The organism is Kitasatospora sp. NPDC057223, assembly GCF_042669755.1.
Classification (GTDB): Bacteria; Actinomycetota; Actinomycetes; order Streptomycetales; family Streptomycetaceae; genus Kitasatospora.
Window position 1 is genome coordinate 20,398 of sequence record NZ_JBHUWW010000014.1, and the last position, 26,373, is coordinate 46,770.

Consider the following 26,373-nt stretch of genomic DNA (forward strand, 5'->3'; position numbering starts at 1 on the left):
GCTGCCTGCCTTCTCAAGATGGTGGTGGTCAAGTTCGCCCCGGCCGCCCGGGAGTCTCGGAGCCTCAGCGGTGTCCGGCGGACGCGGACTCCTGCGCCAGCGCGTGCACCACCAGGGCGGTCAGCACCTCGACGGACGAGGAGCGCTGCCGCGCGTCGCAGAGCAGCAGGGGGATGTGGTCGGGCAGGGCCAGCGAGTCGCGGACGGCCTCGGTGGAGTACACCGGGGCGCCGTCGAACTGGTTCACCGCCACCACGAAGGGAAGCCCGGTGCCCTCGAAGTAGTCGAGCGCGGGGAAGCAGTCGGCCGGCCGGCGGGTGTCGGCGAGGATCACCGCGCCGACCGCGCCGCGCACCAGGTCGTCCCACATGAACCAGAAGCGGCCCTGCCCGGGGGTGCCGAAGAGATACAGCACCAGGTCGGGGGCCAGGCTGATCCGCCCGAAGTCCATCGCCACCGTGGTGGTGGACTTGCCGGGGACGCCGCCCAGGTCGTCGATGCCGGCACTGGCCTCCGTCATCACCGCCTCGGTGGTCAGCGGCGGGATCTCGGACACCGACCCGACGAACGTGGTCTTGCCCACGCCGAAGCCGCCCGCCACCACGATCTTGGTGGAGGTCGCCGTCCCGGCGATCAGCGGGACACCCGGCGGTATGTCAGAGGTTCCGGGCGCGACCTGCGCGCCCGGCATTGCTGAGGCCCGTTCCCGTGCAGCCTCAGAGCTTGCGAAGTCCACCCAGCACCTTCTCCAGCAGATCCCGCTTCGACGTTCCGTACCCCTCGTCCCCGCCGGGGGAGCCGGTCGCGGGATCCGCGCCGTGCACCCTGATCCGGCCCTGGTCCGCGAGGTCACTGACCAGCACTTTTACCACACCCAGCGGGATCCGCAGCAGGGCCGAGATCTCCGCGATCGACCGCATCTGGCCCCGGCACACCTCGTTGATCGCCGCCAGCTCGGGCAGCGCCCGGTCCGCCGGATCGGCCGGCCGGTTCAGCGCCGACACCAGCGTCTCGACGAGCAGCACGCGGGTGAACCGCGTCCTGCCCCGGGTGATCGTGTAGGGCCGCACCCGGGACGAGCGCCCGCGCCCCGGTCGCACCGCGTCCGTGCGCTGCACCCGGAGCGCGTGGCCCGGTCCGGCCTCCCGGCCCGTCCCCTGCCCGGGCACCTGCGCGGCGCCGTGGGTACTGCCGCTGTCACTGCCGGCCATGCTTCCCACCTTCCCTGGCCTCATCGGACGGCCATCGCCCGGTGGAGTTCGCTGCGCACCTGAGGTGTCAGCGCATGTCCGGCGCGCTCCACGAGCAGCGCCATCTGGTAGGCGACCACGCCCAGGTCGCAGTCGAGGGTGGCGTAGACACCGAGGCACGAGCCGTCGCTGATCGCCATCACCACGAGGTGTCCCTGATCCATCGTCACCATGGTCTGCCGCACCGCGCCCCGGTCCAGCGAACCGGCCGCGCCCGCGGCCAGGCTGGTCAGCGCCGAGACGATGGCCGACAGCTGCTCCGAGCGGCCGCCGTCGCGCGAGTCCGCGAGCAGCAGGCCGTCCGAGGAGACCACCACGGCGTCCACCACGCCGGTGACCGAGCCGAGGAAGTCACTGAGCAGCCAGCGCACGCTGCTGGCGGCCTGGCTCATCGCGGGTTGTCCGTAGCCGCTCATCGCTTGTCCCCCTCGACGGCCGCACTGTGCGGCGGCTGCTGCTGCTCCGGTACGACCGGCCGGTCGGTGCCGCCCCGCGCGGACTCCCGGGCCGCCCGGCGCAGTCCGCCCTGGAAGGTGCCGAGCCTGCGCCGCAGTTCCTCGGGCGAGACGCCCGTCCGGGCGGGTGCGGCGGGGTCCGCTGCCGCGGCGGGTGCCGGTGCGGCTGCGGCGGGTTCTGCCGGTGCGGCTGCCGGCTCCGGCTCGGCGGCGAGCCGGCGAAGGCCCGAGGTGGGCGTCTCGCCGGTGCCGGGGAGCCCGTTGCCGCGCGGGACGCGGCGCGGCAGGCCGAGCGGGGTGACCGGCCCGGCACCTGCCTCCGGCGTCTCGTACGGTGCCTGGCGCTCGCCGCGGGTCGGCTCCGGCTGCTGTTCGGCGGCGGCCGCCGGGGCCGGCCCGGGGTCCGCTCCGGCGGCCTGCGCCGCCGGTTTGCGGCGCGGCAGCGCGGGCGGCTCGCCACCGGCGGGAGCCGCGACCGGCCGGGGTGCGGCGGGGACGGGCGGCAGCGCCGCCTCGGCGGCCTCGGCCTGTGCGCGGGCGTTCGCCGCCGTGGAGGCGGCCGTCCGTTCGGCCCGGCGCTGGTCGTCCAGGTCCGTCGTGGTCACGGCGTCCTGGAGCAGCGCCTCGCGGGGCAGCATCACCATCGCGGTGACACCGCCGCCCTGCGCGTTCTCCCGCAGCTGTACCCGGATGCCGTGCCGCCGGGCGAGCCGGGCGACCACGAACAGGCCCATGCTGCGGCCGGTCAGGGCGCCGGCCAGCAGGGCGTCGCGGCGGTCGGCGCCCGGCTCGGACGGCTCGGAGAGCTGGTCGTTGAGGGCGCGCAGCCGTTCGCCGGGCAGCCCGATGCCACGGTCCGTCACGGAGATCATCAGCTCGCCGTTGTCCAGCAGCCAGCCGCCGACCTCGACCTGGTCCTGCGGCGGGGAGAAGGCGGTGGCGTTCTCCAGCAGCTCGGCCACCAGGTGGCTGGTGTCGTCGGCGACCGCGCCGCTGAGCCGGATCGAGGCCAGGAACCCCAGCCGGACCCGCTCGTAGCGCTCGATCTCCGACACGGCGGCCCGGACGACGTCCAGCAGCGCGACGGTCTTGCGGCTGCGGTGGCTGTTCTCCAGGCCGGCCAGCAGCAGCATGTTCTCGCTGTTGCGGCGCATCCGGGTGGCCAGGTGGTCGAGCCGGAAGAGGCTCTCCAACTGCGCCGGGTCGGCCTCGCGGCCCTCCAGCGTCTCGATCAGGACGAGCTGGCGTTCGACCAGGGTCAGCGTGCGCATGGCCAGGTTGACGAAGGTCGAGTCGACGCTGCCCTCCAGCTCGTCGCGCTCCTTCGCCAGCTCGTCCCGCTCCTTGGCGAGCGCGTCGTGCTCGCAGCTGAGTTCGGCGAGCTGGGTGGCGGCCGCCGCCTGCTGCTCGGCCGCCTCGGTCCACTGCCGGGTCAGCTCCTCCTGGTGCCGGAGCAGGTGCTCGCGCTCCTGGAGCAGTGCCTGGCGCTCGGCGGCGTAGGCGTGCAGCCGGCGGTCCTGGGCTTCGCGCTCGGCCGCGAGGCCGGCCCGCTCCTCCAGCACCGCGCCGAGGTTGCTGGCGTCCTGGTCCCGGGCACGTTCCAGCGGGCGCTTGGTAACCCGGCGGGCGACCAGCGCACTGCCGCCGGCCAGCACGACCGCCGCCGCCGCACCGGCGCCGAGCAGCCCGGCGCCGGCGGAGCCGTCCGTGGTGGCACCGCAGCCGGAGAGCGAGAGGACGGCCAGGCAACAGGCGAGGGGCCGTGGAAAGCGTCCGGCGGCGCGGACGCCGGTCCGGGCGAGGCCCGACCCGGCCGGGCCCTCGTCGGCCGGGCCGCTGCGGGCACTGCCCGGGCGCCGACGCTCCGTCATCCTTGTACGCAACGGTGCTCACAATCTCGTCAGACCTCAAGTGCCGTAGCACCGCAAGGCCTTCGTGGATCTCAAAGGAGGACGGTAACCCCCGATCCCGCCGCAGACACCCGCGAGAGTCAACCGTAGAAAGAGGTGGACAAACAAGATCAACTCGGACTCGGCTCCGGACACTTTTCTGACACAATGTTATGCAATGACCAGTCGTCGCAGGTCAGCGCGATGCGGACAGTTGCGCACCTGAAACCGAGGGTCACCGAATGTGACGGAGATCTCACACTCCTCACCCCGGTGGTAGGTGAGCGAACTTCAGCTGCCGCCGGGTCGCCGCCGGGCGGAGGGACTGACGTCCGGTCCGGTGCCGACCGGCCGCGCGGCCGGGGGCCGGCTCAGCTGGGGAGCCGCCCGGTGCTGCCCTCCAGTGCCAGCAGGAGGCGGCTCAGGGCCTCGGCGAGCTCGCCCTGCTGTCCGGGGGTCAGGCCGGAGAGCAGGGCCTTGTCGTAGGTGAGCAGCTCGGGGTAGAGGCGGTCGACCAGGTCGTGGCCGCTGCGGGTCAGGGAGAGGTGGGCGACCCGGCGGTCCCGTTCGTCGGTCCGCCGGGCGATCAGGCCGCGCTCCTCCAGCGACCGCACGCGCTTGGTGACGGCGGCGCCGGAGGCGAAGCTCTCGCGGGCCAACTGGGTCGGCGTCAGTTCGTGGCCGACCCGCCGCAGTGCGCCGAGGATCTCGAACTCCGGCCGGGTGACGCCCTCGCGGGTGAGCGGGCCGCCGCCGCCCTGCTGGAGCAGTGCCGAGCAGCGGTTCAACCGGCCGATCACGGCGATCGGGCCGGTCTCCAGCCCGGGGTAGGCGCTCTCCCACTGTCGCAGTACGCCCGCGACGACGTCCTCCACGGCCGTACTCCCGTCTGTTGCGGCCCGCCCCGGTGAGGGGCCCGGCCGCCTCGATCCTACGGCCCGGTGGCGGCCGTGCCGGGGCCGCCACCGCGCTGCCCGACCAGGGTGGCGAGCAGCCGGTGGCCGGTCCGCTCGGCCTCGGCCACGTGCTCGTGCGGCAGGGGCCGCTGCCACCACTCGCCGGCGGCGGTGTCCGCGGCCTCGCGCAGGTCGACCAGCGCGTGCGAGAGCCTTCCGCGTGCCGGTACGAGGTCCGCGGCGGAGCCCGCGGCCGCGTGGGCCGCGTGGGCCGCGTGGGCGGCGTCCCGTACGCAGGCCAGCGCGTGGTCGAGGCGCCCGGCGGTCCGGCGGTTGGTGACCAGCAGGCAGGCGGCGAGGCCGGCCAGGGCGCCGATGCAGGTGTCCAGCCAGCGGTCGGCGATCATCTCGCGGGCGGGGTGGTGACCGGCGAACTCGGTCATCAGCAGGGCCATCGGCGTCACGAACACACTCGCCAGCCAGTAGTTGCGGGCGATCGTCGCCTCCGCCCCGAACTGGCAGAGCAGGCCGAGCAGGATCAGCGCGAGCTGCCCGGAGCGCGAGACGGGCAGCAGGGCGGTGAACAGCACCAGACCGAGCAGGTTGCCGAGCACGCGTTGCAGTGCGCGCTGCCAGGACATCACGCTGTTGGCCTGGAACACCGAGGCGGCGGTGACCACCGCCCAGTACGGCCGGCCGACCCCCAGGCCCATCGACAGCCACCCGGCGGCGGCGCAGCCGACGGCCACCCGCAGCCCGACCGGCAGCAGCGGCGAGCCGGGGCGCAGGCCGTTCCGCAGGGCGCCGCCGGGTGCCGGTGGCAGCGGGCCGGCCGCGCGCAGTTCGCGCTCCTCGGCGGGGCCGAGGTGCGGCCGGGGCAGCGGGCGGCCCCGGCGCAGGTCGCGGGCCCAGCTCTCGTACGCCCCGGCCCGGCCCCGGTCCGCGCCGGGCGCGAGCGCGGACTCGCCGCGGATCAGCAGCCGCTCCAGGCCGTCCCCGAGCGCCTCGTGCCGTCCGGGGGCGGGCCGCGCCAGTGCGCGCCGGGCCGCGTTGACGGCGCCGGCCAGCGCGGTACGGGCCTGCGGGCTCCGGTCGGGCCCGCTGCGCAGCAGGCGGGCGGCGGCCTCCAGCGCGCGGGCGACGGCGATCCGTTCGGGCCCGTACGGCCGGATCAGGGCCGGGGCCATGCAGACCAGCCAGGCGAGCGCGGCGCCGGCCGCGGTGAGGGCGAGGTGGAACGGCAGGTCGCCGGGCCGCCCGGGGACGAAGGCGCAGCTGGCGCTGGTGAAGGTGATGATGATGTTGCCGGGCGGCCCGACCCGGGCGGCGTCGCAGCCGATCTTGTGCAGGGCGGCCAGTACGGCGCTGACGGCGACCAGGACGGCGACCGAGCCGGTCAGTGCCGCGGCGGCCAGTGCGACGCCGGTGCTGGCGACGGTGCCCGCCGCGACCCCCGCGAGGGTCCGGGCGCGGGCCGGGTAGGGCAGGCCGTGGCCGTACAGCGCGACCAGGGCGCCGGCCGAGGTGTACAGCGCGAGGTCCAGCCGGCCGAGGGCGAGCAGCGTGAGGTCGATGGCGGCGAGGGCGGTGACGGCGCTGGCGGCGGGCCGGTGCCAGCCGTCCCCGGCGGCGCCGATCCGCAGGACCTGGCGCAGCGGCGGCAGGCGCCGGGGACGGGGGGAGGGGAGTGCGAGCTGTCCTGCCATACCAAAAGATTAGCAGGTAATTTACTCGTGAAGTAATTTCCCCGATCGCGGTGCCGAGCGGGGTGTGGTGCGGGGTGCGGGGTGCGGGGTGCGGGGTGTGGTGCGAGGTGCGGTGCGGCGCCGGGGGTGTGTCAGCGCTGCGGGGCCGCCGGCCACTGCGCCAGCGGGTCGAAGGCGTTGATCAGGGTGACCTCGGTGCCCGCCGGCACGAACGAGTCGAAGTCGACGCGCGGGTCGCCGATGTCGACCGTCAGCAGCAGCAGGTAGTGGTTCATGGCGGCCCAGACGTCCACGCCGAGCAGCTCCACCTTGCTGACGTTGCCGGAGTGGTGGACCGGCCGGTCCGGCAGGGCCGCCAGGTAGGGGGAGACGGCGGCCAGGAACTTCTCCCGGGCCTGCGTCTCCTCGGCCATCTGCGGCTCGGTCGGGTCGGTGCCGTCGCCGGTCACCTCGATGCCGGTCGGGGGAGCGTCGATGCGGTACACAACGGTCGTCATCAGCGGGTACTCCGGATCTCGACGGGATGCGGGTGCGCCCCTCGGGCCGTTCTCCCGCTCCGCCCGGGGCCGGCTGCCCGGTGCCCGGGGCCGGCCGTCGGGTCACGGGCGGCTCGGGGCCCGCCGGGGGTGCCTGCGGAGTCTTTCGCACCCGCCGGGCCGCCGGGCCGCGACGCTCTCCGGAGGTGCTCCGGGTGTCACCCGCCCGGAGCACCCCGCCCGCCGCCGGTCAGAGCTTCGGGTCCAGCAGGAGCTTGCCCGAGGTGCGGCGGGCCCGCAGGTCGGTGTGCGCGCGGGCGGCCTCCGAGAGCGGGTACACGCCGCCCACGTGGGGCCGCAGACGGCCGTCGACCGTCATCGCGAGCAGTTCCGCCATCGGCTCGCGGTACATGCCGGGCCGCCCGACGCAGTGCATCAGCCAGAAGCCGACCACCGCCCGCGAGCGCCCCATCAGCTGTGCGGCCGTCACCGGGGCCGGTGCCTCGCGGGAGGCCATCCCGTACGTGACCAGGCGGCCGAAGGGCGCGAGCGCCGCGAGCGAGGCGTCGAACACCGGCCCGCCGGTCATCTCCAGCACGATGTCGACCTTGCGGCCGCCGTTCGCCTCGATCAGCCGCTCCTTGAGGCCCTCGGCGTCGGCCTCCACCGCGACGTCCGCGCCGAGCTTCAGGGCGAGCTCCCGCTTCTCCTCGGTCGAGGCGGTCGCGATCACCCGGCCGGCGCCGAACAGCTTCGCCAGCTGCACGGCCAGCGAACCGGTGCCGCCGGCCGCCGCGTGCACCACGACCGACTCGCCCTCGGCGAGCCGGGCCGAGGTGCGCAGCAGGTGCCAGGCGGTGAGGCCCTGGACGATCAGCGCGAGCGCCTGGCCGTCGCTCACCTCGTCCGGTACGTCGTGGGCCATCGCCTCCCACACCGCGGCCCGCTCGGCGTACCCGCCGTTGTCGGTGAGCGCGACCACCCGGCGGCCGTCGGCCGTGCGCCCGACCACCTCGCCGCCGGGCACCAGCGGCAGTTCCGTCCGGGAGAGGTAGGAGTCCTCGACGGCGTGGGTGTCGGCGTAGTTCACCCCGGCCGCCGAGACGTCCAGCAGAAGCTGTCCGGGCTGCGCCACGGGCTCCGGCGCGTCCACCACGCGCAGCACCTCGGGGCCGCCGAACTCGGTGATCCGGATCGCTCGCACAAGCACTCCTCCCTACCAGTGGGTAACCTCTGGCGGCCAGCCAACACGTCCGGTGGTCGGATGTCCAGACCCCGGCGGTGCCCGGTTTCCGGTGCGTCCGGCCGCGGTCGCCACCGCCCCGCCCGCACCCAGGGCCGGGCACCGGAACCACGTGCGGGCCGGGAACGGCGAGAGGGTGCGGCCGATCCGGCCGCACCCTCCGATTCACCCGCCCGGGATCAGCAGCTCAGGTTGCTGCCGGCGGTGGTGCCGAGGATCGAGACGAAGCTCTGGTACGAGTTGATCCGGCTCTGGACCTGGGCGGGGTTGCCGCCGTTGCACTCCAGGCTGCCGTTGATGCTGCGGATCGTCTCACCGAAGCCGTAGCCGTTCACGATGGCGTTGTGCGGCGTCATGGTGCCGGGGCCGCTCTGGGTGTTCCAGTACCAGAGAGCGGTCTTCCAGGCGACGGCGGAGTCGGTCTGGACGAGGTTCGGGTTGTGCAGCAGGTCGATGCCGAGCGCGTCGCCCGCCGCCTTGTAGTTGAAGTTCCAGCTCAGCTGGATCGGACCGCGCCCGTAGTACGCGGCCTGACCGGCCGGGCAGCCGTACGACTGCGAAGTGTCGCAGTAGTGCGGGTAGTTCGCGGTGTTCTGCTCGACCACGTAGACCAGGCCGCCGGTCTCGTGGCTGACGTTGGCCAGGAAGGCCGCGGCCTCCTGCTTGCGCACGGTGTCGGTGCCGGTCGCCGCGAACGCCGGGTAGGCGCTCAGGGCGGCGGTCAGGCCGCTGTACGAGTAGAAGGAGTTGCGGCTCGGGAACATCTGGTTGAACTGGGCCTCGCTGACCGGGAATCCGCCGGGGTTGGCGGTCTGCGACGGGCTCGGCGAGCTGCCGCCGCCCCCGGTGCAGGTGTACGGCGACCAGTACCAGGTGCTGATCACCGGGTCGTAGCCCGGGTTGTCGTGGGTGGCCTGGTAGAGGCCGCCGTTGGTGTACTTGACGATGGCGCCGGTCACGTACGTCTGCCCGGCGACCCAGGCCGGGTAGGTGCAGCCGGTGCCGGAGGTGGCGGTGGGCGACGGGTTGGTGGTGCCGCCACAGGCGCCCTGGTCGGCCCAGACGCCGGAGGAGCCGCCCGGGGTCTCGTTCTGGGTCCACCACTTCGCGGACCAGTTGTGGGAGTTGTACGAGACCTGGCCGCTGGCGGCCGTGTACACGGTGGCGGAGTTCCAGGCGGCCGCGCAGCCTGCGGCGGATGCCGAGGCGGGCAGCAGGACGGCCAGGGCTATCGCCGTCGCGAAGGCGGCCAGGGCCGCCAGGATCCGGTGGATCGACACGCGTTTGATGGACATGCTCTTCACCCCTCGGTGCGGTGGGGGCCGCACGAGCTCGGGAACAGGACGGTCCCGCGGGGGCCGGCCGTGGAGGTGGCCGTGCCCCGACCGGGGTGCGGGCCGGGGCGGGACTGAGGGGCACTCAACCGGAATGGTCTATACCTGTCAATGGTATGGACCAAATCTCCAGGAAACCTCCACGCTTGGGGAGTTCCGGCCGACGGCCGTGCCGCGCTACGGCTGCCGGTCGAGTTCCCCCGAGAACCCGTCCACCTGCAGGTGCAGGGAGCCGTCGCCGTTGACGGTGTAGACCTGCTGCGCGGTGACGGCCGTGCAGCCGCTCAGGCCGCTCAGCGGGGCCGTGCGCAGCACCAGACGGCCCGGTGCGGACGAGACCAGCAGGGCACTGGCATCGCAGTAGGACGTCCCCGCACCGCTGTTGTTGTGGATGTCGGCGACGGGTTCGCCCGCTCTCCCCTGCGCCACGGTGATCCGGAAGTCGACCTTGAGACTGGACAGGGCGGAGGCCATCTCGCCCCGCCAGGTCCCGAGGAAGGCCGCGGGGACGGCGCCCTCCGGCGTGCTCGGTGCGGCCGCCGTCGGCGTCGGGGTGCCCGTCCCGGCCGTGCGGTCGCCCTGGGCGGAGTCGGCGATCCACAGACCCGCGGTGACCGCGGCCGCGGCCAGCACGCCGCCCGCGGCAGCCGCCAGCGGGCCGCGCCGCCGCCGCGCCGGTGCGGCCGGCGCCGGCGCGGGTGTCGCCTCCTCCGCCTGGGAGTCCAGGTCCAGCAGTTCCACCGCGAGTCGGGCCAGCGACCCCGCCACCGCCGGGGGCAGCCAGCCCTCGTGGCCCGGTGGCACGGCGGGCCCGCCCGCCAGCAGGCCGTCCCGCAGGGCGGCGGGAGTGGGGCGCTGCGCCGGATCCTTGGCCAGGCAGGCGAGCAGCAGCGCGTGCAGGCCGTCGTCGGTGCCGTTCAGTCCGGGCGCCTCGTACAGGACGCGGTAGAGCAGGACGGCGGCGCTGACGCCGTCGCCGAACGGCGGCACGCCGGTGGCCGCGAACGCGAGGACGGCGCCGAGCGAGAACACGTCGCTCGGCGGCCCCGCCGGGAGGCCCTGCGCCTGCTCGGGGGAGAGGTAGCCGGGGGAGCCGACCACGAAGCCGGACCGGGTCAGGGCGGTCGACGCGTCCAGTGCCCGGGTGATGCCGAAGTCGATCAGGCGCGGCCCGTCCAACGCCAGCAGCACGTTGGACGGCTTGACGTCCCGGTGCACCAGCCCGAGCCCGTGGACGGCCTCCAGGGCTTGGGCCAGCCCGGCGCCGAGCGTGCGCACCGCCGCCGCCGGCAGCGGCCCGAACTGCCGGACGGCGGTGCCGAGCGCCGGCCCGGCGACGTACCCGGTGGCGACCCACGGCTGCGGGCCCTCGGTGTCGGCGTCCAGCACCGGCGCCGTCCAGCTGCCGCCGACCCGGCGCGCGGCGGTCACCTCCTGCCGGAACCGGGCCCGGAACTCCTCGTCCCCGGCGTACTCGCCGCGCACGAGCTTGACCGCCACCGTCCGCCCGCCGGCGGTGCGGCCGAGGAAGACCTCGCCCATGCCGCCCGCGCCGAGGCGGCGCAGCAGCCGGTACCGGCCGATCTGCCGTGGGTCGTCCGGCCAGAGTTCGTCCATGCTCCGTGTGCCCCCACCCGTGCGGCCGGTGCGCGGTCCCGTCCGCGCGCCGTGTCTGGGCCGACGGTACCGCCCGTGAGGGTCACTCAGGAGCCGGACGGGCCCGCTGCCTCGGCGGCCGGGCCCGGGCGCCGCGCCCCGGATCTGCGAGGATGTCCGGGTGAACGACACCCCCGGCCCCGGTGCGCCGATCAGGTCGGGCATCCCGGAGCACGGCCGGGTGCCCAAGTACTACACCGTCAAGGGCGAGTTGGACGGCCTGCTGGACGAACTGGGCGAGGGCGGGGTGCTGCCGACCGAGCGGGACCTGGCGGCCCGGTTCGAGGTCTCCCGGGACACCCTGCGCCAGGCCCTGCGCGAGCTGCTGATCCAGGGCCGGGTGCGCCGGCGGGGGAGGACGACGGTCGTCGCCGGCCCGAAGCTGGAGCAACCGCTGTCGCTGGCCAGCTACACCGAGGGTGTCCGGCGCCAGGGCCGGGTGCCGGGTCGGCACCTGATCGGCCTGGAGCGGTTCCCGGCGGAGGCCGTGCTGGCCGGCCAGCTGGGGGTCGCGGTGGGCGATCCGGTCTGGCACCTGGAGCGGGTCCTGCTCGCCGACGGTGAGCGGGTCGGCCTGGAGAGCACCTACCTCTCGGTGGCCCGGGTGCCCGCGCTGGACCGGGACTTCGAACCGGCCGGCTCGCTCTACGCCTACCTCCGGGAGCAGCTCGGGATCGGCTTCGGCGCGGCGGACGAACGGATCGAGACGGTGCTGGCGACTCCGCGCGAGGCCCTGCTGATCGGTACCCCGCCGGCGCTGCCGATGCTGCTCCTCCACCGGCTGACCCGCGACGGCGAGGGCCTGCCGGTGGAGCGGGTGCGCTCGCTGTACCGGGGCGACCGCTTCAGCTTCACGACCCGGCTGGACGCGCCGGCCTGACCGGCCCTCTCCCTCCGGAGCGGGCCATTGTGGTCACGGAAAGATAACGGGTCTGGACCCAAATTCGGGCGCTGTTCACGCTTCGGCCCCCGCCTCGGCCCGCTCCGGCCACCGCGCGCTCCGACTCTTGTCCCGTCCCCCTCCGGGTCCTCGCCGCATGATTGACGCATCATCAGGAGACAGGCATGACCACCGGTATCCCCCGCCGCTCGCTGTTCCTCGGCGCGGCCGCCGTCGCCGCGGCCGCCGTCACCACCGGCCCGCTGGCCCGCGCGGCCGTCGCCGCCACCGCCGCCCGCACCCCCAAGGTCCTGGTCATCGGCCTGGACGGCGCCATGCTGAACCGCATCAAGGACGCCGACGCGCCCAACCTGGACGCCCTGATGGCGGGCGGCCTCACCGCCGCGAGCAGCCTCTACGCCAACCCGATGGCGCAGACCGCCTCCGGCCCCGGCTGGTCCACCATCGCCACCGGCGTCTGGCCCGACAAGCACAAGGTGACGGACAACAACTTCACCGCGCCCGCCTTCGCCGCCTACCCCGACTTCCTGACCCGCGCCGAGACCGCCCGGCCGGGGCTCTCGACCTACGTCGTCTCCTCCTGGGCGCCGATCGCCGACACCATCTACTCGTCCCGGGTCGACACCCGGGTCGCCACCCCCGGCGCCGAGTACGACGCCGGCACCACCTCGCGCGCCGTCGCCCGGCTGCGCGACACCGACCCGGACGCGGTCTTCGTCCAGTTGGACAACGTCGACCACGCCGGCCACTCCAGCGGCGCCGCCAGCCAGGCCTACCTGGACGCCATCAAGGGCGTGGACGGCCAGGTCGGCCAGATCGTCGCGGCCGTCCGGGGCCGGGCGGGCTACGCCCTGGAGGACTGGCTGATCATGGTCACCGCCGACCACGGCCACACCGACGCGGGCGGCCACGGCGGCTCCACCTGGAGCGAGCGGCAGACCTTCGTGATCGCCAACGGCGGTGGCCTCGCCGCCGGTTCGGTCCGCTACGACGTCCGGATGACCGACATCGCACCGACCGCGCTGGCCCACCTCGGCATCACCCTCGACCCCGCCTGGGGCCTCGACGGCACCCCGATCGGCGCCCTCGTCCCGGACGCCTTCGACGCCCTGCGCCCGCAGCTCACCGGCCCGGTGGACGAGAGCGGCATCGCGGCCGGCACCATCGGCTTCACCCACACCCCGCCGGCCGGCTGGTCGGTGGACAACTCGGCGATGGGCACCGGCGGCGTCACCGAGTGGCGCGGCTGGTCGTTCACCACCGACGAGTTCTGGACGAAGGCGCAGCGCGACCAGGGCCGCGAGCTCAACGTCCGCGCCCGCAACGTCTTCGCCGTCGCCGACTCGGACGAGTGGGCCGACAAGACCTTCAAGGGCAACTACGACACCACCCTGGTCAGCCCCGCCTACCCGGTGGCCGGCCGGAGCCGGGCCACCCTCGCCTTCACCACCTACTACCAGCAGGAGGGCAGCCAGACCGCCCAGGTGCTCGTCTCCTGGGACGGCGGCGCCGCCACGGTCGTGCAGAGCTACAGCGCCCTGGTGAACGGCCCGCAGACGATCGCCCTGACCGTGCCGGCGGGCGCCGCCGACCTCCGCGTGCGGTTCCGCTACACCGGCAGCAACAACTGGTACTGGGTCGTCGACAACGTCCGCGTGACGACGGCGGCGTGACCTCGCCCGGGCCGGCCCGCCCGGGCGAGGCCGGCCCGGGTCAGGCCAGTCCGGGTCAGGCCAGTCCGGCCCGGATGCGGCCCGCGGCCTCGGCGGCCGCGGCCTCGTCCGGGTAGTGCGAACGCGGCCAGAAGAACCCGCGCAGCCCGTCCTTCGGGTTCCGGGGCACCACGTGGACGTGCAGGTGCGGTACGGACTGGCTGATCCGGTTGTTGGCCGCGACGAAGCTGCCCGCCGCGGCCATCCCGTTCTCGACGGCCGCGGTGACGCGCTGCACGCGGGCGAAGAACGGCCCGACGTCGGCCGCCGGCAGGTCGGTGACGGTCTCCAGATGGCGGCGGGGGACGACGAGGACGTGGCCGGGGAACAGCGGGCGGCGGTCCAGGAACGCCACCGCCACCTCGTCGTCCAGCACCCGGTGTGCGGGCGCCGCACCGGTCACGATCGCGCAGAAGACGCAGTCCACCGGCCCAGTGAAACCCGGCGCCCGGCAGCCCGCCACTCGCGGCCGCCTGCCCGCGCCCGCTACTCGTAGCGGTGGAGCAGCGACTCGCGCTCGACCTGCTCGATCATCTCGACCGTCAGCGACGGGTCGCGCAGGTGGGCGAGGGTGACCTCGGCGGAGCTGGGGGCGGCGTCGGCGGCGAGCCAGTTGCCGGGCTTCCAGGCGGAGCTGCGCAGGAAGGCCTTCGGGCAGTGCGCGTAGACCTCCTCGGCCCGCACGACGATCGCGCTGCGCGGCGGCTTGCCGACGGCGGTCAGCTGCTCCAGCAGTCGCGGGTCGGTCGAGACGCAGGCGCGGCCGTTGATCCGCAGCGTGGTGTCGCGGCCGGGGACGATGAAGATCAGCCCGACCCGGCCGGTCGAGACGATGTTGTGCAGGGTGTCGAGCCGCTTGTTGCCCGTCGCGTCCGGAATCGCCAGGGTGTGCTCGTCGAGCACGGAGACCAGCCCGGGCGGTCCGCCCCGGGGCGACACGTCGCAGTGGCCCTCGGCGTCGGCGCTGGCGATCAGCACGAGTGAGGAGCAGGCGATCAGCCGGCGGGCGACGTCGTGGATCCGGTCGACCTGCTTGCGCAGGGCGTGCTCGCCGGGCTGCTCGTAGACCGCCCGGAGATCGGCGGGCTCACGCAACGCGGTGGCGCGGATCGACTCGAAGAGGCTGCCGCCGCCCGGCGGGGTCTCGGCGGCGGGGACGGACTCCGGTGCAGTGGTCATGCCCGCAACCTACCGAACGCCCGTCCCGGCGCCGGCACCCGACCGGCCGCTCGCCGGGCGGCCGTCAGACGATCAGCGGCACCGGGTGGATCTCGTCGGCGGGGTGGCCCGTCCGCTCGTGCACGCGCTGGACGGCCTCCTTGGAGGGTGCCTCCGAGAGGCAGTAGACCGTGCCCGACTCCGGGTCGGCCCAGGCCTGTTCGAAGTGCACACCCTCGTTCGCCTCGACGGCGAGGTCGGCCCGGTGCGCGGCGCGCAGCTCGTCGCCGGTGATCCCCGACATGCCGTGATGGACGTCCATGAACTTGGCCATGGCGCTCACACCTCCTGGAGCGCGGCGGTCCGGCGCGTCCGGACCGGCCTTGCTTCCAGGGTGCGCCCGCCCGGCGGCGCCGCGCCAGCGGGCGGGCCGGGCCCGTGCCCGCCCGCCTGCCCGCAGACAGGTCCGCCGACTTGCCCGTCCACCTGCCCGTCGACCGCGACCGCCGGTCGCTGGCAGGATGACGCCGAGCGGCCCGGCACCCGCCTGCCCGTCACGGCGGCCCGCCCGCCGTACTCCCGGAGGTCAGCACCCGATGAACAGCCCCACCGCCACGCCCGCCCCCGTCGACGACCGCGTCAGCGGCCTCGGCGAGGGCCCGGTCTGGGACGTCCGCACCAACTCCCTGCGCTGGGTGGACATCCGGTCCGGCCTGGTGCACCACTCCGACGGCAGCTCGCGCCAACTGCCGCCGCCCGCCTCGGCGATCCTGCCCACCACCGACGGCTGGGCCGCCGTGCTGCGCGACCGCGTGGTGCGCCTCGACGGGCCCGGCGAGGCCGCGGTGCCGCTCGGCCGGGCCGAGCGCTGCAACGACGCCAAGGCCGACCCGGCCGGCCGGGTCTGGATCGGCACCATGGCCGGCGACGAGACCCCGGGCCGGGGCGCCCTGCTGCGGCTGGACGGCGACCCCGCCACCGAGGTGATCGCCGGTGCGGGCATCGCCAACGGCCTGGGCTGGAGCCCGGACGCGCGCCTGATGTACTGGATCGACACCCCGACCGGGCGGATCGACGTCCTCGACTACGACCTCGCCGACGGCAGCGTCCGGGGCCGGCGCCCGTTCGCGAGCGTGAGCGGCGGGTGGCCGGACGGCCTCGCCGTCGACGACGAGGGCGCCCTCTGGGTCGCCCTGTGGGGCGGCGGGGCCCTGCACCGCTACACCCCCGACGGGCGCCTCGACACCGTGCTGCCGATCGCGGTCGCGAGCCCGACCAGCTGCGCCTTCGGCGGCGACGACCTGCGCACCCTCTACATCACCACCGCGCACCACCCCGACGAGCACGGCCGGTTCGCCCCGGACGCGGGCCGCCTGCACGCCGTCCGGGTGCCCGTGCCGGGGCCGCCGCCCACCCCGGCCGTGCTGCCCGTCGGTGCATTCCCGGCCGCCGAGTGAAACAGGCCACAGGAAATCCCCCTCCCTGACCCGGGGCGGATCATGGCACAATGACGACAGTAGTAGTGACGTTCAGCGCACTCCGGGGTCGGTGAAAATCCGAACCGGCGGTTACAGTCCGCGACCCGTCCGCAGCCAGCGGGCGGTTGACCAGGTGAGATTCCTGGACCGACGGTTAAAGTCCGGATGGGAGGCGTGCGCGACGGATCGAGCAGTGCCGTGGTTCCCCGTGGGCCACGTGAGGTGTGCACAGGAGAGCTCTCCTCGGCGACGACGCCGCCGGAGCAGCTCCTCCAGGAGTGCGCCCGTGCCTGCCACTGTCCGTGTCATCTCCCCATGCCGCCCCGGAGTCCGCGCCCCAAGCGCGAGGAGAACCCGGGTGTTCACCGGCATCATCGAAGAGCTCGGCGAGGTCGTCTCCATCGAGGAGATCGGCGACTCGTCGCGGATCCGCCTGCGTGGCCCGGTGGTCTGTCAGGGTGCCCGCCACGGCGACTCCATCGCGGTCAACGGCGTGTGCCTGACCGTTGTCGACACCCCCGAGGAACTCGCGGCCGAAAGCGGCGAGTTCAGTGCCGACGTGATGGCCGAGACGCTGCACCGCTCCAGCCTCGGCGCACTGGGGGCCGGCTCCCGGGTCAACCTGGAGCGCGCGATGGCGCTCGGCGCCCGGCTCGGCGGCCACCTCGTCCAGGGCCACGTGGACGCCACCGGCGCCCTGTTGGGCCGCGAGCCCGGCGACCTCGACGCCGCGGGCCTGCCGCGCTGGGAGGTCCTGCGCTTCTCGCTGCCGCAGAGCATCACCCGGTACCTGGTCGAGAAGGGCTCCATCACGGTGGACGGCGTCAGCCTCACCGTGGTCGAGGCGGCCCGCGACAGCTTCACCGTCAGCCTGATCCCGGCCACCCTCGCGCTCACCACGCTCGGTACCAAGGCGGTCGGCGACCCGGTGAACCTGGAGGTCGACGTCCTCGCGAAGTACGTCGAGCGCCTGCTGGAGTCCCGCACCCTGCCCGGCCACCTCACCCCGGGCGGCTCCTTGACCCCGCCCACCGCGATCGCAGAGGACGTCTCGTGAACTGGCTCAGCGGTGTGGCCTTCACCGCCTTCGGCGAACCGGTGAAGTGGGCCGACATGTTCGGCAACCTGCTCGGACTGAGCGCCCTGGCCCTCGGCTGGCGCCGCTCGGTGTGGAGCTGGCCCGTCCAGCTCCTCTCCGGCGCGGTACTGATCGCGGCCTACTTCTCCGGCCACGTACCCGGCCTGATCGGCAAGCAGCTCATCGTCATCGTCGCGGCCGGCTGGGGCTGGACCCAGTGGCGCCGCGGCCGGCAGGAGAGCGGCGGGATCGAGGTCCGCTTCGCCAACTGGACGGAGCGCGCGGTGCTCGTCGGCGCGACCGCGCTCGGCACCGTCGCCCTGGCCTGGCTCTTCCTCGCCAACCCCAGCCTCTCCTGGAGCCCGTGGGCCGACGCCTACATCTTCGTCGGCACGCTGGCCGCGATGTACGCGCAGGCCAGGGGCTGGCTGGAGTTCTGGTTCGCCTGGATCGCCGTCGACATCGTGGGCGTCCCGCTCGCCTTCAACAGCGGCTACGCCTTCTCCGGCCTGACCTACAGCATCTACTTCGTCCTGGTCCTGCTCGGCCTGCGCGCCTGGTGGCTGCGCACCCGCGAGACCCGTCCCGCGACCGCCAACGTCCCGCTGGGAGCCTCCGCATGAGCACGCAGCCCGCCCACGAATCAGAGCTCGACGACCTCGTCCTCGACCCGGTCGAGCGCGCCATCGCCGACATCGCCCTCGGCCGCGCCGTGATCGTGGTGGACGACGAGGACCGCGAGAACGAGGGCGACATCGTCTTCGCCGCCTCGGCCGCCACCCCCGAGCTGCTGGCCTTCACCATCCGCTACAGCTCCGGCGTGATCTGCGTCCCGATGACCGGCGACGAGCTGGACCGCCTCAAGCTGCCCCCGATGACCCAGGTCAACGAGGACCGCAAGGGCACCGCCTACGCCGTGTCGGTGGACGCCCGCGACGGCGTCTCCACCGGCATCTCCGCCGCCGACCGGGCCCGGACCGTCAAGCTGCTCGCCTCGGCGGGCACCGAGCCGGGCGACCTTACCCGCCCCGGGCACGTCTTCCCGCTGCGGGCCGTCGAGGGCGGAGTACTGGTCCGCCCCGGGCACACCGAGGCCGCCGTCGACCTCGCCCGGCTCGCCGGCCTGGCGCCGGCCGGCGGCATCGCCGAGGTCGTCAACGACGACGGCAGCATGTCGCGGCTGCCCGAGCTGGTGGCCTTCGCCCGCGAGCACGGCCTGGCGATCATCTCGATCGAGGACCTGATCGCCTACCGCCGCCGCACCGAGCTGCACGTGGACCGCGCCGCCGTCACCTCGCTGCCCACCTCGTACGGCGACTTCACCGCCGTCGGCTACCGCGGCACCCTGGACGGCACCGAGCACATCGCGCTGATCGCGGGCGGCCTCGGCGCCGACGGCAAGGTGCTGGACGGCGAGGACCTGCTGGTCCGGGTCCACTCCGAGTGCCTGACCGGCGACGTGTTCGGCTCGCTGCGCTGCGACTGCGGCCCCCAGCTGGAGGCCTCGCTGGAGAAGGTCGCCGCCGCCGGCCGCGGCGTCGTGCTCTACCTGCGCGGCCACGAGGGCCGGGGCATCGGCCTGGCCCACAAGCTGCGCGCCTACGAACTCCAGGAGCAGGGCCGCGACACCGTCGAGGCCAACCTCGACCTCGGCCTGCCCGCCGACGCCCGGGACTACAGCATCGGCGCCCAGATGCTCACCGACCTCGGCGTGCGTTCACTGACGCTGCTCACCAACAACCCGGACAAGATCGCCGCGTTGACCGAGCACGGCCTCAAGGTCAACGGCCGCGAGCCGGTGCAGACCGCTACCGGCGAGCACAACCTGCGCTACCTGCGGACCAAGCGCGACCGGATGGGCCACGAACTGCCCTGGCTCGGCCAGGACTCCTGAGCCCCGCCGGTCCCGCCCCCCTTCCGTCACCACCACCCCACCACCCGCACCTCAGCACCGATAGGAAGTACGCACGTGAGCGGCCACGGAGCCCCCGAGCTGACCATCAAGAACTGCGCCGACCTGCGGGTCGCCGTGATCGCCGCCCAGTGGCACGAGCAGGTGATGAACGGGCTGCTGGACGGCGCCCACCGCGCGCTCAAGGAGCTCGGCATCGAGGAGCCCACCGTGGTGCGCGTCCCCGGCACCTTCGAGCTGCCGGTCGCCGCGAAGCAGCTGGCCGGCCGCGGCTACGACGCCGTGGTCGCCCTCGGCGTGGTCATCCGCGGCGGCACCCCGCACTTCGAGTACGTCTGCGAGGCGGCCACCCTCGGCCTCACCCAGGTGAGCGTCGACACCGGCGTACCGGTCGGCTTCGGCGTCCTGACCTGCGACAACGAGGAGCAGGCTCTGGACCGCGCGGGCCTGCCCGGCTCCGCCGAGGACAAGGGCCACGAGGCCGTCACCGCCGCCGTGGCCACCGCCGCCGTGCTGCGCTCGGTCTCCGAGCCCTGGCGGTAGGCGCAGCCCCCGGGCCGGACGGCCCGGGGAGCCGCGCGGCGAAGCCGACGTCCAAGGCGGTGTCCACGGTCCGGGACCGTTTACCGTCCGTATGCCCGCAAGCCTTAAGGTGAGTCCATCATGGCTTCGAAGACATTCGAGGAGCTGTTCACCGAGCTCCAGCAGAAGGCCGCCACCGGCGACCCCTCGTCCTCCCGTACCGCGCAGCTCGTCCAGCAGGGCGTCCATGCGATCGGCAAGAAGGTCGTCGAGGAGGCCGCAGAGGTCTGGATGGCCGCCGAGTACCAGTCCGACGAGGAGACCGCGGAGGAGATCTCGCAGCTCCTCTACCACCTTCAGGTGATGATGGTCGCCAAGGGCCTGACGCTCGACGACGTGTACGCCCATCTCTGAAGAGTTCCGACCACGGGTACGGGCCGCCGCCGTGCGGCCCGTACCGCTGTGGAGCACTGCCGCACCACCGCTTCACCCCCACCCGCTACCTCAGCGAAGGATTCACCACTCATGCTGCGCATCGCCGTCCCCAACAAGGGTTCGCTCTCGGGTCCCGCGGCGGAGATGCTCCATGAGGCCGGCTACCGCCAGCGCAAGGACCCGAAGGAACTCGTCCTCGTCGACCCGGACAACCAGGTCGAGTTCTTCTTCCTGCGCCCGCGCGACATCGCCGTCTACGTCGGCTCCGGCCGCCTGGACGTCGGCATCACCGGCCGTGACCTGCTCCTGGACTCCGCCTCCAACGCCGAGGAGGTGCTCGCGCTCGGCTTCGGCGGCTCGACCTTCCGGTTCGCCCGCCCCGTGGGCGTGGACGTCAAGGACGTGAGCGGCCTGGAGGGCCTGCGGATCGCCACCTCCTACACCGGCCTGGTGCAGCAGCACCTCGCCGAGCACGGGGTGAAGGCGACCGTCACCAAGCTCGACGGTGCGGTGGAGACCGCCGTCCAGCTCGGCGTCGCGGACGTCATCGCGGACGTCGTGGAGACCGGCACCAGCCTGCGCAACGCCGGCCTGGAGGTCTTCGGCGACCCGATCCTGGTCTCGGACGCCGTGGTGATCCGCCCCAAGGGCGCCGGTGAGGACGCGGGGGTCGAGCAGTTCCTGCGCCGCCTCCAGGGCGTCCTGGTGGCCCGCCGCTACGTGCTGATGGACTACGACATCCGCGCCGAGAACGTCGGCGCCGCCGTCGCGCTCACCCCGGGCCTGGAGTCGCCGACCGTCTCCCCGCTGCACACCGAGGGGTGGGTCGCGGTCCGTTCGATGGTGCTCCGCAAGGAGGCGCAGCGGATCATGGACGACCTCTGGAGCATCGGCGCCCGCGCCATCCTGGTCACCAACATCCACGCCTGCCGGCTCTGAACCGACCCGCAAGCCGCGAACAACCGCACGTGGGCGGGGGCGCCAGCGCCCTCGCCCCGTTCTCTTCCGGAGACCCGAGTGACCACGCCAGCGACCGCCGCCACCACCCTCCCCGTGACCTGGTTCCCGCGCCGCACCCGCGCCGTGCTGCTGCCGGTCAGCGCCCTGCTGGTGGTCCTGTTCGGGGTGATCGCGTTCGCACTGCCGGCCAACTGGCAGCTCAACGACCGGATCGCGATGGTCGTCAGCGGCCTGGTCTTCGCCGGGGCCGGCCTGCTGCTGGCCCGGCCCGAGGTGCGGGCCGACGCCGAGGGCGTCACGGTCGTCAACTTCCTGCGCAGCCGCCGGCTGGCCTGGCCCGAGATCGTCCGGGTGAACTTCCGCCAGGGCGACCCGTGGGCCAGCCTCGACCTCGCCGACGGCACCTCGCTGGCGGCGGTCGGCATCCAGGCGGGCGTCGGCCACGAGCAGGCCGTCCGCGCTGCCCGGGCGCTGCGCGACCTCGTCGAGGAGCACGGCCGGGCGGACGCCCGTGGTTGAGCCCGTCCGTGGGTACCGCGGGAGGCACGCCGCCGGGTCGAACAAGATCCTTACACTCGTACGGGTATCGTCTAGGCTGGTAAAAGCAGGGCAAAGCCCTGCTCCTGTCGACCCGCGACCAGAGGAGTGACACCTCCCCTCGATGGACGATCCGTCCGGTAGTACCTACGCCGCCCCACTTCCGGCTCCCGGAAGGCAGGCGGCACCGTGATCACCGCCTGGCTGCTGTTGCTCGCGGCCGTGCTGCTCATCCTCGCCAACGGCCTTTTCGTGGCCGCCGAATTCGCCTTCGTCACCGTGGAGCGCGGCGTGGTCGAACGCGCCGCCGAAGCCGGCGACGCCAAGGCCCGCCGGGTCGCCCGCGCGCTGCGCAGGCTCTCCTTCGAACTCTCCGGCGCCCAGCTCGGCATCACCATCACCTCACTGGTGGTCGGCATGCTCGCCGCGCCCGCCCTGTCCACCCTGCTCAGCCCGGTGCTGACCGGCATGGGCCTGTCCGCGGCGGCGGCCCGCGGGGTCGCCGTGATCGTCGGCATGCTGCTCGCCACCGTCATCCAGATGGTGATCGGCGAGCTGGTGCCGAAGAACTGGGCGATCTCCCGGCCGCTCCAGGTCGCCCGCGCGGTGGCCGCCCCGCACATGGCCTTCTCGATCGCCTGCCGGCCGCTGATCAGCCTGCTGAACGGCGCCGCCGACCGGACGGTCCGGGCCCTCGGTGTCGAGCCGCAGGAGGAGCTGGGCCACGCCCGCACCCCCGCCGAACTCGTCTCGCTCGCCCGGCACTCGGCCAGGGCCGGCGTGATGGACGAGGAGTCGGCGACACTGTTCGTGCGGACCCTCGGCCTCGGCGATCTCACCGCGCAGAGCGTGATGACCCCGCGGATAGACGTCTCCGCCCTCCAGCGGGACGCCAGCGCCGCCGACGTGGTCAACCTCACCCGGGCCACCGGCCTGTCCCGCTTCCCGGTCTACGTGGACAGCCTGGACGAGGTCACCGGCACCGTCACCCTCAAGGACGCGCTGGCCGTGCCGCCGGAGCGCCGCGGCAGCGTCCGGGTCGCCGACCTCAGCGTCCCGCCGCTGCTGGTGCCCGAGAGCCTGCCCGCCGAGCGGCTGCTCGACCAGCTGCGCCGCCAGCAGCCGATGGCCATCGTGGTCGACGAGTACGGCGGCACCGCCGGCGTCGTCACCATCGAGGACATCGTCGAGGAGATCGTCGGCGAGGTCCAGGACGAGCACGATCCCGAGGACACCCCCGAACTCGTGCCGCTGCCGCCCGTCGACGGGCTGCCCGTCTGGGCCGCCGACGGGCGCGCCCGGACCGACCAGCTGGAGTCCATCGGCCTGCACGCCCCCGAGGGCCCGTACGAGACGCTGGCGGGCCTGGTCACCGACCTGCTCGGCAAGCTCCCCACGCCGGGCGAGCAGGCATGCGTACCCGGCTGGCGGTTCACCGTGGAGGCCGTGGACCGCCACCGCACCACCAAGGTCCGGATCGAGCGCATCAGCGAGCACCACCAGGACGAGGACGAGACCCGATGACCGCGCTCCAACTGGCCGCCGCACTCCTGCTGCTGCTGGGCAACGCCTTCTTCGTCGGCGCCGAGTTCGCCGTCATCTCCGTCCGCCGCAGCCAGATCGAGCCGCTGGCCGAGGCCGGCAACAAGCGGGCCCGCACCGTGCTGCACGCCCTGTCCAACGTCTCCGCGATGCTGGCCGCGGCCCAGCTCGGCATCACCGTCTGCTCGCTCGGCCTCGGAGCGCTCGCCGAGCCGACCATCGCGCACCTGGTCGAGGGTCCGTTCCACGCGCTGGGCGTCCCCGAGAGCCTCATGCACCCGCTCTCGTACGGGCTGGCGCTCGGCGTGGTGGTGTTCCTGCACATGGTGATGGGCGAGATGGTGCCGAAGAACCTGGCGCTGGCCGGCCCGGAGAAGGCCGCGCTGCTGCTCGGCCCGCCGCTGGACCGCCTGGCCCGGGTGCTCGCGCCGGTGATCAGCTTCCTGAACGCCTTCGCCAACGGCATCCTGCGGTTGTTCAAGGTGGAGGCCAAGGACGAGGTGGAGTCGGTCTTCACCACCGAGCAGCTGATGTACCTGCTGCTCGACTCGCGTGACGCCGGCCTCCTCGACGAGGACCGCCAGGAGCGCCTGGAGGACGCCCTGGAACTGGGCCACCGCCCGGTCACCGACGTGGTGCTCCCGCCCGAGCAGCTGATCACCGTCGGCCCGCGGGTGACGGCCGCCGAGATCGAGGCGCTCGCCGTCCGCACCGGCTTCTCGCGCTTCCCGGTGGTCGAGGGCGACGTGGCCGCCGTCGGCTTCCTCGGGTACCTCCACCTCAAGGACATCCTGGACGTGGAGGACCCGACGGCGCCGCTCCCGGCCCGCCTGTGGCGCCCGATCACCGTCGTCCGCGGCGGCCTCCCGCTGGACGACGCCCTCGGCGCGATGCGCAGGGCCGCCTCGCACCTGGCGGCCGTGGTCGACACCGACGGCCGCACCCTGGGCCTGATCGCCCTGGAGGACGTGGTGGAGGAGCTGGTCGGCGAGGTCCACGACCCGGACCACCGCCCGGCGGCGGCCTAGGAAGCGCCCTGGCGCCACCCCGGCCGGGCTCAGGCCTGGCCGGGGCGGCCCCGGCCGTCGATCAGCTCGCCGTACGCCTGGACGAGATCGGGCAGCCGCAGGGTGGCCAGGTCCTCGCGGCAGGGCAGCCCGGGCAGCTGGGAGAGCCGCAGGTCGCGGTAGGCGCAGGACTTCTCGTACAGGGTGCGGATGAAGCGGCCGTTGCCGAGGTCGTCGATCCAGCCCTCGCGGACCACGTGGGCGCAGATGCTGGCCAGCTCCTCGGTCGCGTCCTCGTCCCAGCCGTCGCCGTCCCGCCCGGCCAGGGCCGCGCCGATCGAGGTCAGCTCGGCGGGCCGGTAGCTGGGGAAGTCCACCCTGGTGGTGAAGCGGGAGTTGAGGCCGGGGTTGGTGGCCAGCAGCCGGTTCATCCCCTCCGGGTATCCGGCCAGGATCACCACCAGCCGGTCCCGGTTGTCCTCGGCCCGCTTCAGCAGCACCTGGAGGGCCTCGTCCCCGTACGCGTCGCCCTTGCTGTAACCGGAGTTGGAGAGGCTGTACGCCTCGTCGATGAAGAGCACGCCGTCGAGTGCGGAGTCGATCAGCTCGTTGGCCTTGACGGCGGTCTGGCCGAGGAACTCGCCGACCAGGTCCGCCCGCTGGGCCTCCACCAGGTGGTCGCCGGAGAGCAGCCCCAGGGAGTGGAAGACCCGGCCGAGGATCCGGGCGACGGTGGTCTTGCCGGTGCCGGACGGGCCGGAGAAGACGAAGTGCCGCTTCGGCGGCTGCACCGGCAGGCCTTCGCCGACCCGCAGCCGGGACATCCGCAGCTGCGCGGAGAGCGCGCGGACCTGGCGCTTCACCGGGTCCAGCCCGACCATCCGCTCCAGCGCGTCCAGGGCGGCGTCCAGCTCCTGCCGGTTGCCGGGGCGGCCGGGGGAGAGGCGGTGGGCGGCCGCGGCCTGCGTCCCGGGGGCGCGGCCCGGCAGGAACAGGGTGGGCACCGGGCCCGTCTCGCCGGGTGAGCCGGAGCGGGCCCCGGCGCCCTGCGGCGCGGACCCCTCGACGGCCGAGGACTCCTCGAACGGCGCCGGCTCCGCCAGGGCCGCCGACGCGCCGCCCGGGTCGGCGGCGCCCTCCTCCTCGCCCGCCCGGCCGGGCTCGGCGAACACGTCGCCGCCGTCGTCCCCGTCGCTCCCGACGTCCTCTGCTGCGAAGTCCTCTGTCACGAAGTCCTCCGCCGCGAAGCCCAGTTCGGCGCCGAGATCGTCGGCCAGGTCGTACGGCTGGCCCGCGTCCTGGTCCCGGGTGCCGGCTGTGCCGGCGGCGCTCCCCGCACCGGCCCCCGCCGCGCTCTCCAGCAGCGCGTCGGCCGGCCCGTCCTCGGCGGAGATCGCCGCGAGCCGGGCCGCGGTGTCCATGAACGCCGGGTCGGCGCGGTGCACCGCGCGGTAGAGCGGCATGGCGGCGGCGCTGCGCCCGGCGCCCTCGTACGCGCGGGCCAGCCAGTAGCGCAGCTCCTTGCGCTGCGGCTGCTCGGAGCGGCAGCGGGCCAGCGAGGCCGCCAGCGGGGTCTGCGCCTGCGCGCACATGTCGAGCCGGACCCGGGCCATGCCGCCGAACAGGCCGGCCTCGATGCCGAGCAGCGGGTCGTCCAGCAGCCGGTCGGTGTCCCGGATGAGCTGCTCCCAGTCCTTCAGCAGGTAGGAGCGGCAGGCGTGCAGGAACCGCACGGACGGGTCCTCGCGGGCCGGCGGGCACTGGGCGAGCGCGGTGTCGAGTTCGGTGAGGTGGCGCCCGTCCAGCCAGTGAGAGGCGTGTGCGAGTGCGAGGTCGCGGGCGTTCTCCAGCACCGGCTGGACCCACCAGCCCAGCCAGTACCAGGAGCTGAGCGGGCGTCGGTGCAGGGCCCGCTGCTCGCCGAATCGATTCTGGTGGCGGTGCATGGCGAGCAGTGCGCCGGAGGTGTCGCAGCGCAGGGCGTGCAGGCCGAGCCAGGCGTCGGCCATCCCCGGGTCGAGCTGCACCGCCGCGCGGAACTCCTCCTCCGCGCGGGCGTAGGCGCCCGCCGTGTAGGCGTCCATGGCCCGTAGCCAGGCCCGGTCGGCCAGTCTGCCGGGGCCCCCGCCGCCGTTGTTGCTGCTGTCCGGACTCTCCACCGTCACTCACGCCCCCCGCGGTGTGCCTCGGGGCTCGGCCGGCTGATGGCTCGCCAGCGGTGAGGGC

General features: G+C 74.0%; 26 protein-coding genes and 1 riboswitch. Of the genes, 12 read left to right on the forward strand and 14 right to left on the reverse strand.

The genetic code is table 11. The features are described 5' to 3' along the window. Positions 1–64: 64 nt before the first annotated feature. The 10 genes from ACFUK0_RS08265 to ACFUK0_RS08310 form a co-directional block, all read right to left on the reverse strand. On the reverse strand, positions 65–691 hold the full coding sequence (locus tag ACFUK0_RS08265; RefSeq protein ID WP_380247471.1) for an ATP/GTP-binding protein: 627 nt from the start codon (positions 689–691) through the stop codon (positions 65–67). A 25-nt stretch (positions 692–716) separates the two neighbouring features. Beyond that, a complete protein-coding gene (locus ACFUK0_RS08270; RefSeq protein WP_380247473.1) occupies positions 717–1,211 on the reverse strand; it encodes a DUF742 domain-containing protein in 495 nt (164 codons plus the stop codon). A gap of 20 nt (positions 1,212–1,231) precedes the next feature. Continuing rightward, entirely contained in the window at positions 1,232–1,666 is a 435-nt protein-coding gene (locus ACFUK0_RS08275; RefSeq protein ID WP_380247475.1) for a roadblock/LC7 domain-containing protein, read from the reverse strand. Next, positions 1,663–3,576: a sensor histidine kinase gene (locus ACFUK0_RS08280; protein WP_380247477.1), complete on the reverse strand. Its 1,914-nt coding sequence runs from the start codon at positions 3,574–3,576 to the stop codon at positions 1,663–1,665. Before ACFUK0_RS08280 ends, ACFUK0_RS08275 begins: the two co-directional genes overlap by 4 nt. Positions 3,577–3,965: 389 nt before the next feature. After that, entirely contained in the window at positions 3,966–4,469 is a 504-nt protein-coding gene (locus ACFUK0_RS08285; RefSeq protein WP_380247478.1) for a MarR family winged helix-turn-helix transcriptional regulator, read from the reverse strand. 56 nt (positions 4,470–4,525) lie between these two features. Beyond that, complete coding sequence (locus tag ACFUK0_RS08290) at positions 4,526–6,196, reverse strand: FUSC family protein (RefSeq protein WP_380247480.1); 1,671 nt, start codon at positions 6,194–6,196, stop codon at positions 4,526–4,528. A 131-nt stretch (positions 6,197–6,327) separates the two neighbouring features. Continuing rightward, complete coding sequence (locus ACFUK0_RS08295; protein WP_380247482.1) at positions 6,328–6,693, reverse strand: hypothetical protein; 366 nt, start codon at positions 6,691–6,693, stop codon at positions 6,328–6,330. Positions 6,694–6,922: 229 nt separating this feature from the next. Beyond that, positions 6,923–7,876: a zinc-binding alcohol dehydrogenase family protein gene (locus ACFUK0_RS08300; RefSeq protein WP_380247484.1), complete on the reverse strand. Its 954-nt coding sequence runs from the start codon at positions 7,874–7,876 to the stop codon at positions 6,923–6,925. 218 nt (positions 7,877–8,094) lie between these two features. Further along, positions 8,095–9,210, reverse strand: a complete 1,116-nt coding sequence (locus ACFUK0_RS08305; RefSeq protein ID WP_380247486.1) for a glycoside hydrolase family 19 protein — start codon at positions 9,208–9,210, stop codon at positions 8,095–8,097. 216 nt (positions 9,211–9,426) lie between these two features. After that, complete coding sequence (locus tag ACFUK0_RS08310) at positions 9,427–10,866, reverse strand: serine/threonine-protein kinase (RefSeq protein WP_380247488.1); 1,440 nt, start codon at positions 10,864–10,866, stop codon at positions 9,427–9,429. 160 nt (positions 10,867–11,026) lie between these two features. Here ACFUK0_RS08310 and ACFUK0_RS08315 point away from each other — a divergent pair, with 160 nt between their 5' ends. Beyond that, entirely contained in the window at positions 11,027–11,785 is a 759-nt protein-coding gene (locus tag ACFUK0_RS08315; RefSeq protein ID WP_380247490.1) for a GntR family transcriptional regulator, read from the forward strand. A gap of 185 nt (positions 11,786–11,970) precedes the next feature. Then, complete coding sequence (locus ACFUK0_RS08320; protein ID WP_380247492.1) at positions 11,971–13,479, forward strand: alkaline phosphatase family protein; 1,509 nt, start codon at positions 11,971–11,973, stop codon at positions 13,477–13,479. A 55-nt stretch (positions 13,480–13,534) separates the two neighbouring features. Here the strand turns inward: ACFUK0_RS08320 and ACFUK0_RS08325 are convergent, their stop codons facing one another. The 3 genes from ACFUK0_RS08325 to ACFUK0_RS08335 all read right to left on the reverse strand — a co-directional run bounded on the left by ACFUK0_RS08325 (position 13,535) and on the right by ACFUK0_RS08335 (position 15,010). Further along, complete coding sequence (locus ACFUK0_RS08325) at positions 13,535–13,945, reverse strand: HIT family protein (protein WP_380247494.1); 411 nt, start codon at positions 13,943–13,945, stop codon at positions 13,535–13,537. A 59-nt stretch (positions 13,946–14,004) separates the two neighbouring features. After that, positions 14,005–14,697, reverse strand: a complete 693-nt coding sequence (locus ACFUK0_RS08330) for an MSMEG_1061 family FMN-dependent PPOX-type flavoprotein (protein ID WP_380247496.1) — start codon at positions 14,695–14,697, stop codon at positions 14,005–14,007. A gap of 64 nt (positions 14,698–14,761) precedes the next feature. Continuing rightward, positions 14,762–15,010, reverse strand: a complete 249-nt coding sequence (locus ACFUK0_RS08335) for an SCO4226 family nickel-binding protein (RefSeq protein WP_380247498.1) — start codon at positions 15,008–15,010, stop codon at positions 14,762–14,764. Positions 15,011–15,272: 262 nt separating this feature from the next. Between ACFUK0_RS08335 and ACFUK0_RS08340 the strand changes: the two genes are divergently transcribed. The 10 genes from ACFUK0_RS08340 (at position 15,273) to ACFUK0_RS08385 (ending at position 24,168) form a co-directional block, all read left to right on the forward strand. Continuing rightward, positions 15,273–16,133: an SMP-30/gluconolactonase/LRE family protein gene (locus ACFUK0_RS08340; RefSeq protein WP_380247500.1), complete on the forward strand. Its 861-nt coding sequence runs from the start codon at positions 15,273–15,275 to the stop codon at positions 16,131–16,133. Positions 16,134–16,207: 74 nt separating this feature from the next. Continuing rightward, a riboswitch (FMN riboswitch) is annotated at positions 16,208–16,335 on the forward strand. A 177-nt stretch (positions 16,336–16,512) separates the two neighbouring features. Next, entirely contained in the window at positions 16,513–17,211 is a 699-nt protein-coding gene (locus ACFUK0_RS08345; protein WP_380247502.1) for a riboflavin synthase, read from the forward strand. A 56-nt stretch (positions 17,212–17,267) separates the two neighbouring features. Beyond that, positions 17,268–17,855 (forward strand): nicotinamide riboside transporter PnuC, encoded by a 588-nt coding sequence (locus ACFUK0_RS08350; RefSeq protein ID WP_380247607.1) that lies wholly within the window; start codon positions 17,268–17,270, stop codon positions 17,853–17,855. Further along, positions 17,852–19,126 (forward strand): bifunctional 3,4-dihydroxy-2-butanone-4-phosphate synthase/GTP cyclohydrolase II, encoded by a 1,275-nt coding sequence (locus ACFUK0_RS08355; RefSeq protein WP_380247504.1) that lies wholly within the window; start codon positions 17,852–17,854, stop codon positions 19,124–19,126. The genes ACFUK0_RS08350 and ACFUK0_RS08355 overlap by 4 nt, the downstream gene beginning before the upstream one ends. A 75-nt stretch (positions 19,127–19,201) precedes the next feature. Next, a complete protein-coding gene (gene ribH, locus ACFUK0_RS08360) occupies positions 19,202–19,687 on the forward strand; it encodes a 6,7-dimethyl-8-ribityllumazine synthase (RefSeq protein WP_380247506.1) in 486 nt (161 codons plus the stop codon). Between the two features lie 120 nt (positions 19,688–19,807). Further along, positions 19,808–20,080, forward strand: coding sequence for a phosphoribosyl-ATP diphosphatase (locus ACFUK0_RS08365; protein ID WP_380247508.1), 273 nt, complete (start codon positions 19,808–19,810; stop codon positions 20,078–20,080). Positions 20,081–20,191: 111 nt separating this feature from the next. Then, positions 20,192–21,040: an ATP phosphoribosyltransferase gene (gene hisG / locus ACFUK0_RS08370; protein WP_380247509.1), complete on the forward strand. Its 849-nt coding sequence runs from the start codon at positions 20,192–20,194 to the stop codon at positions 21,038–21,040. A 78-nt stretch (positions 21,041–21,118) separates the two neighbouring features. Beyond that, positions 21,119–21,580, forward strand: coding sequence for a PH domain-containing protein (locus ACFUK0_RS08375; RefSeq protein WP_380247511.1), 462 nt, complete (start codon positions 21,119–21,121; stop codon positions 21,578–21,580). 207 nt (positions 21,581–21,787) lie between these two features. Next, positions 21,788–23,122: a hemolysin family protein gene (locus ACFUK0_RS08380; protein ID WP_380247513.1), complete on the forward strand. Its 1,335-nt coding sequence runs from the start codon at positions 21,788–21,790 to the stop codon at positions 23,120–23,122. Beyond that, on the forward strand, positions 23,119–24,168 hold the full coding sequence (locus tag ACFUK0_RS08385) for a hemolysin family protein (protein WP_380247515.1): 1,050 nt from the start codon (positions 23,119–23,121) through the stop codon (positions 24,166–24,168). The genes ACFUK0_RS08380 and ACFUK0_RS08385 overlap by 4 nt, the downstream gene beginning before the upstream one ends. Positions 24,169–24,197: 29 nt before the next feature. Here ACFUK0_RS08385 and ACFUK0_RS08390 read toward each other — a convergent pair whose 3' ends face one another. Further along, the gene (locus ACFUK0_RS08390) at positions 24,198–26,231 is read right to left on the reverse strand and encodes an AAA family ATPase (RefSeq protein WP_380247609.1); all 2,034 of its coding nucleotides are present in this window, start codon (positions 26,229–26,231) and stop codon (positions 24,198–24,200) included. Positions 26,232–26,373 lie beyond the last annotated feature (142 nt).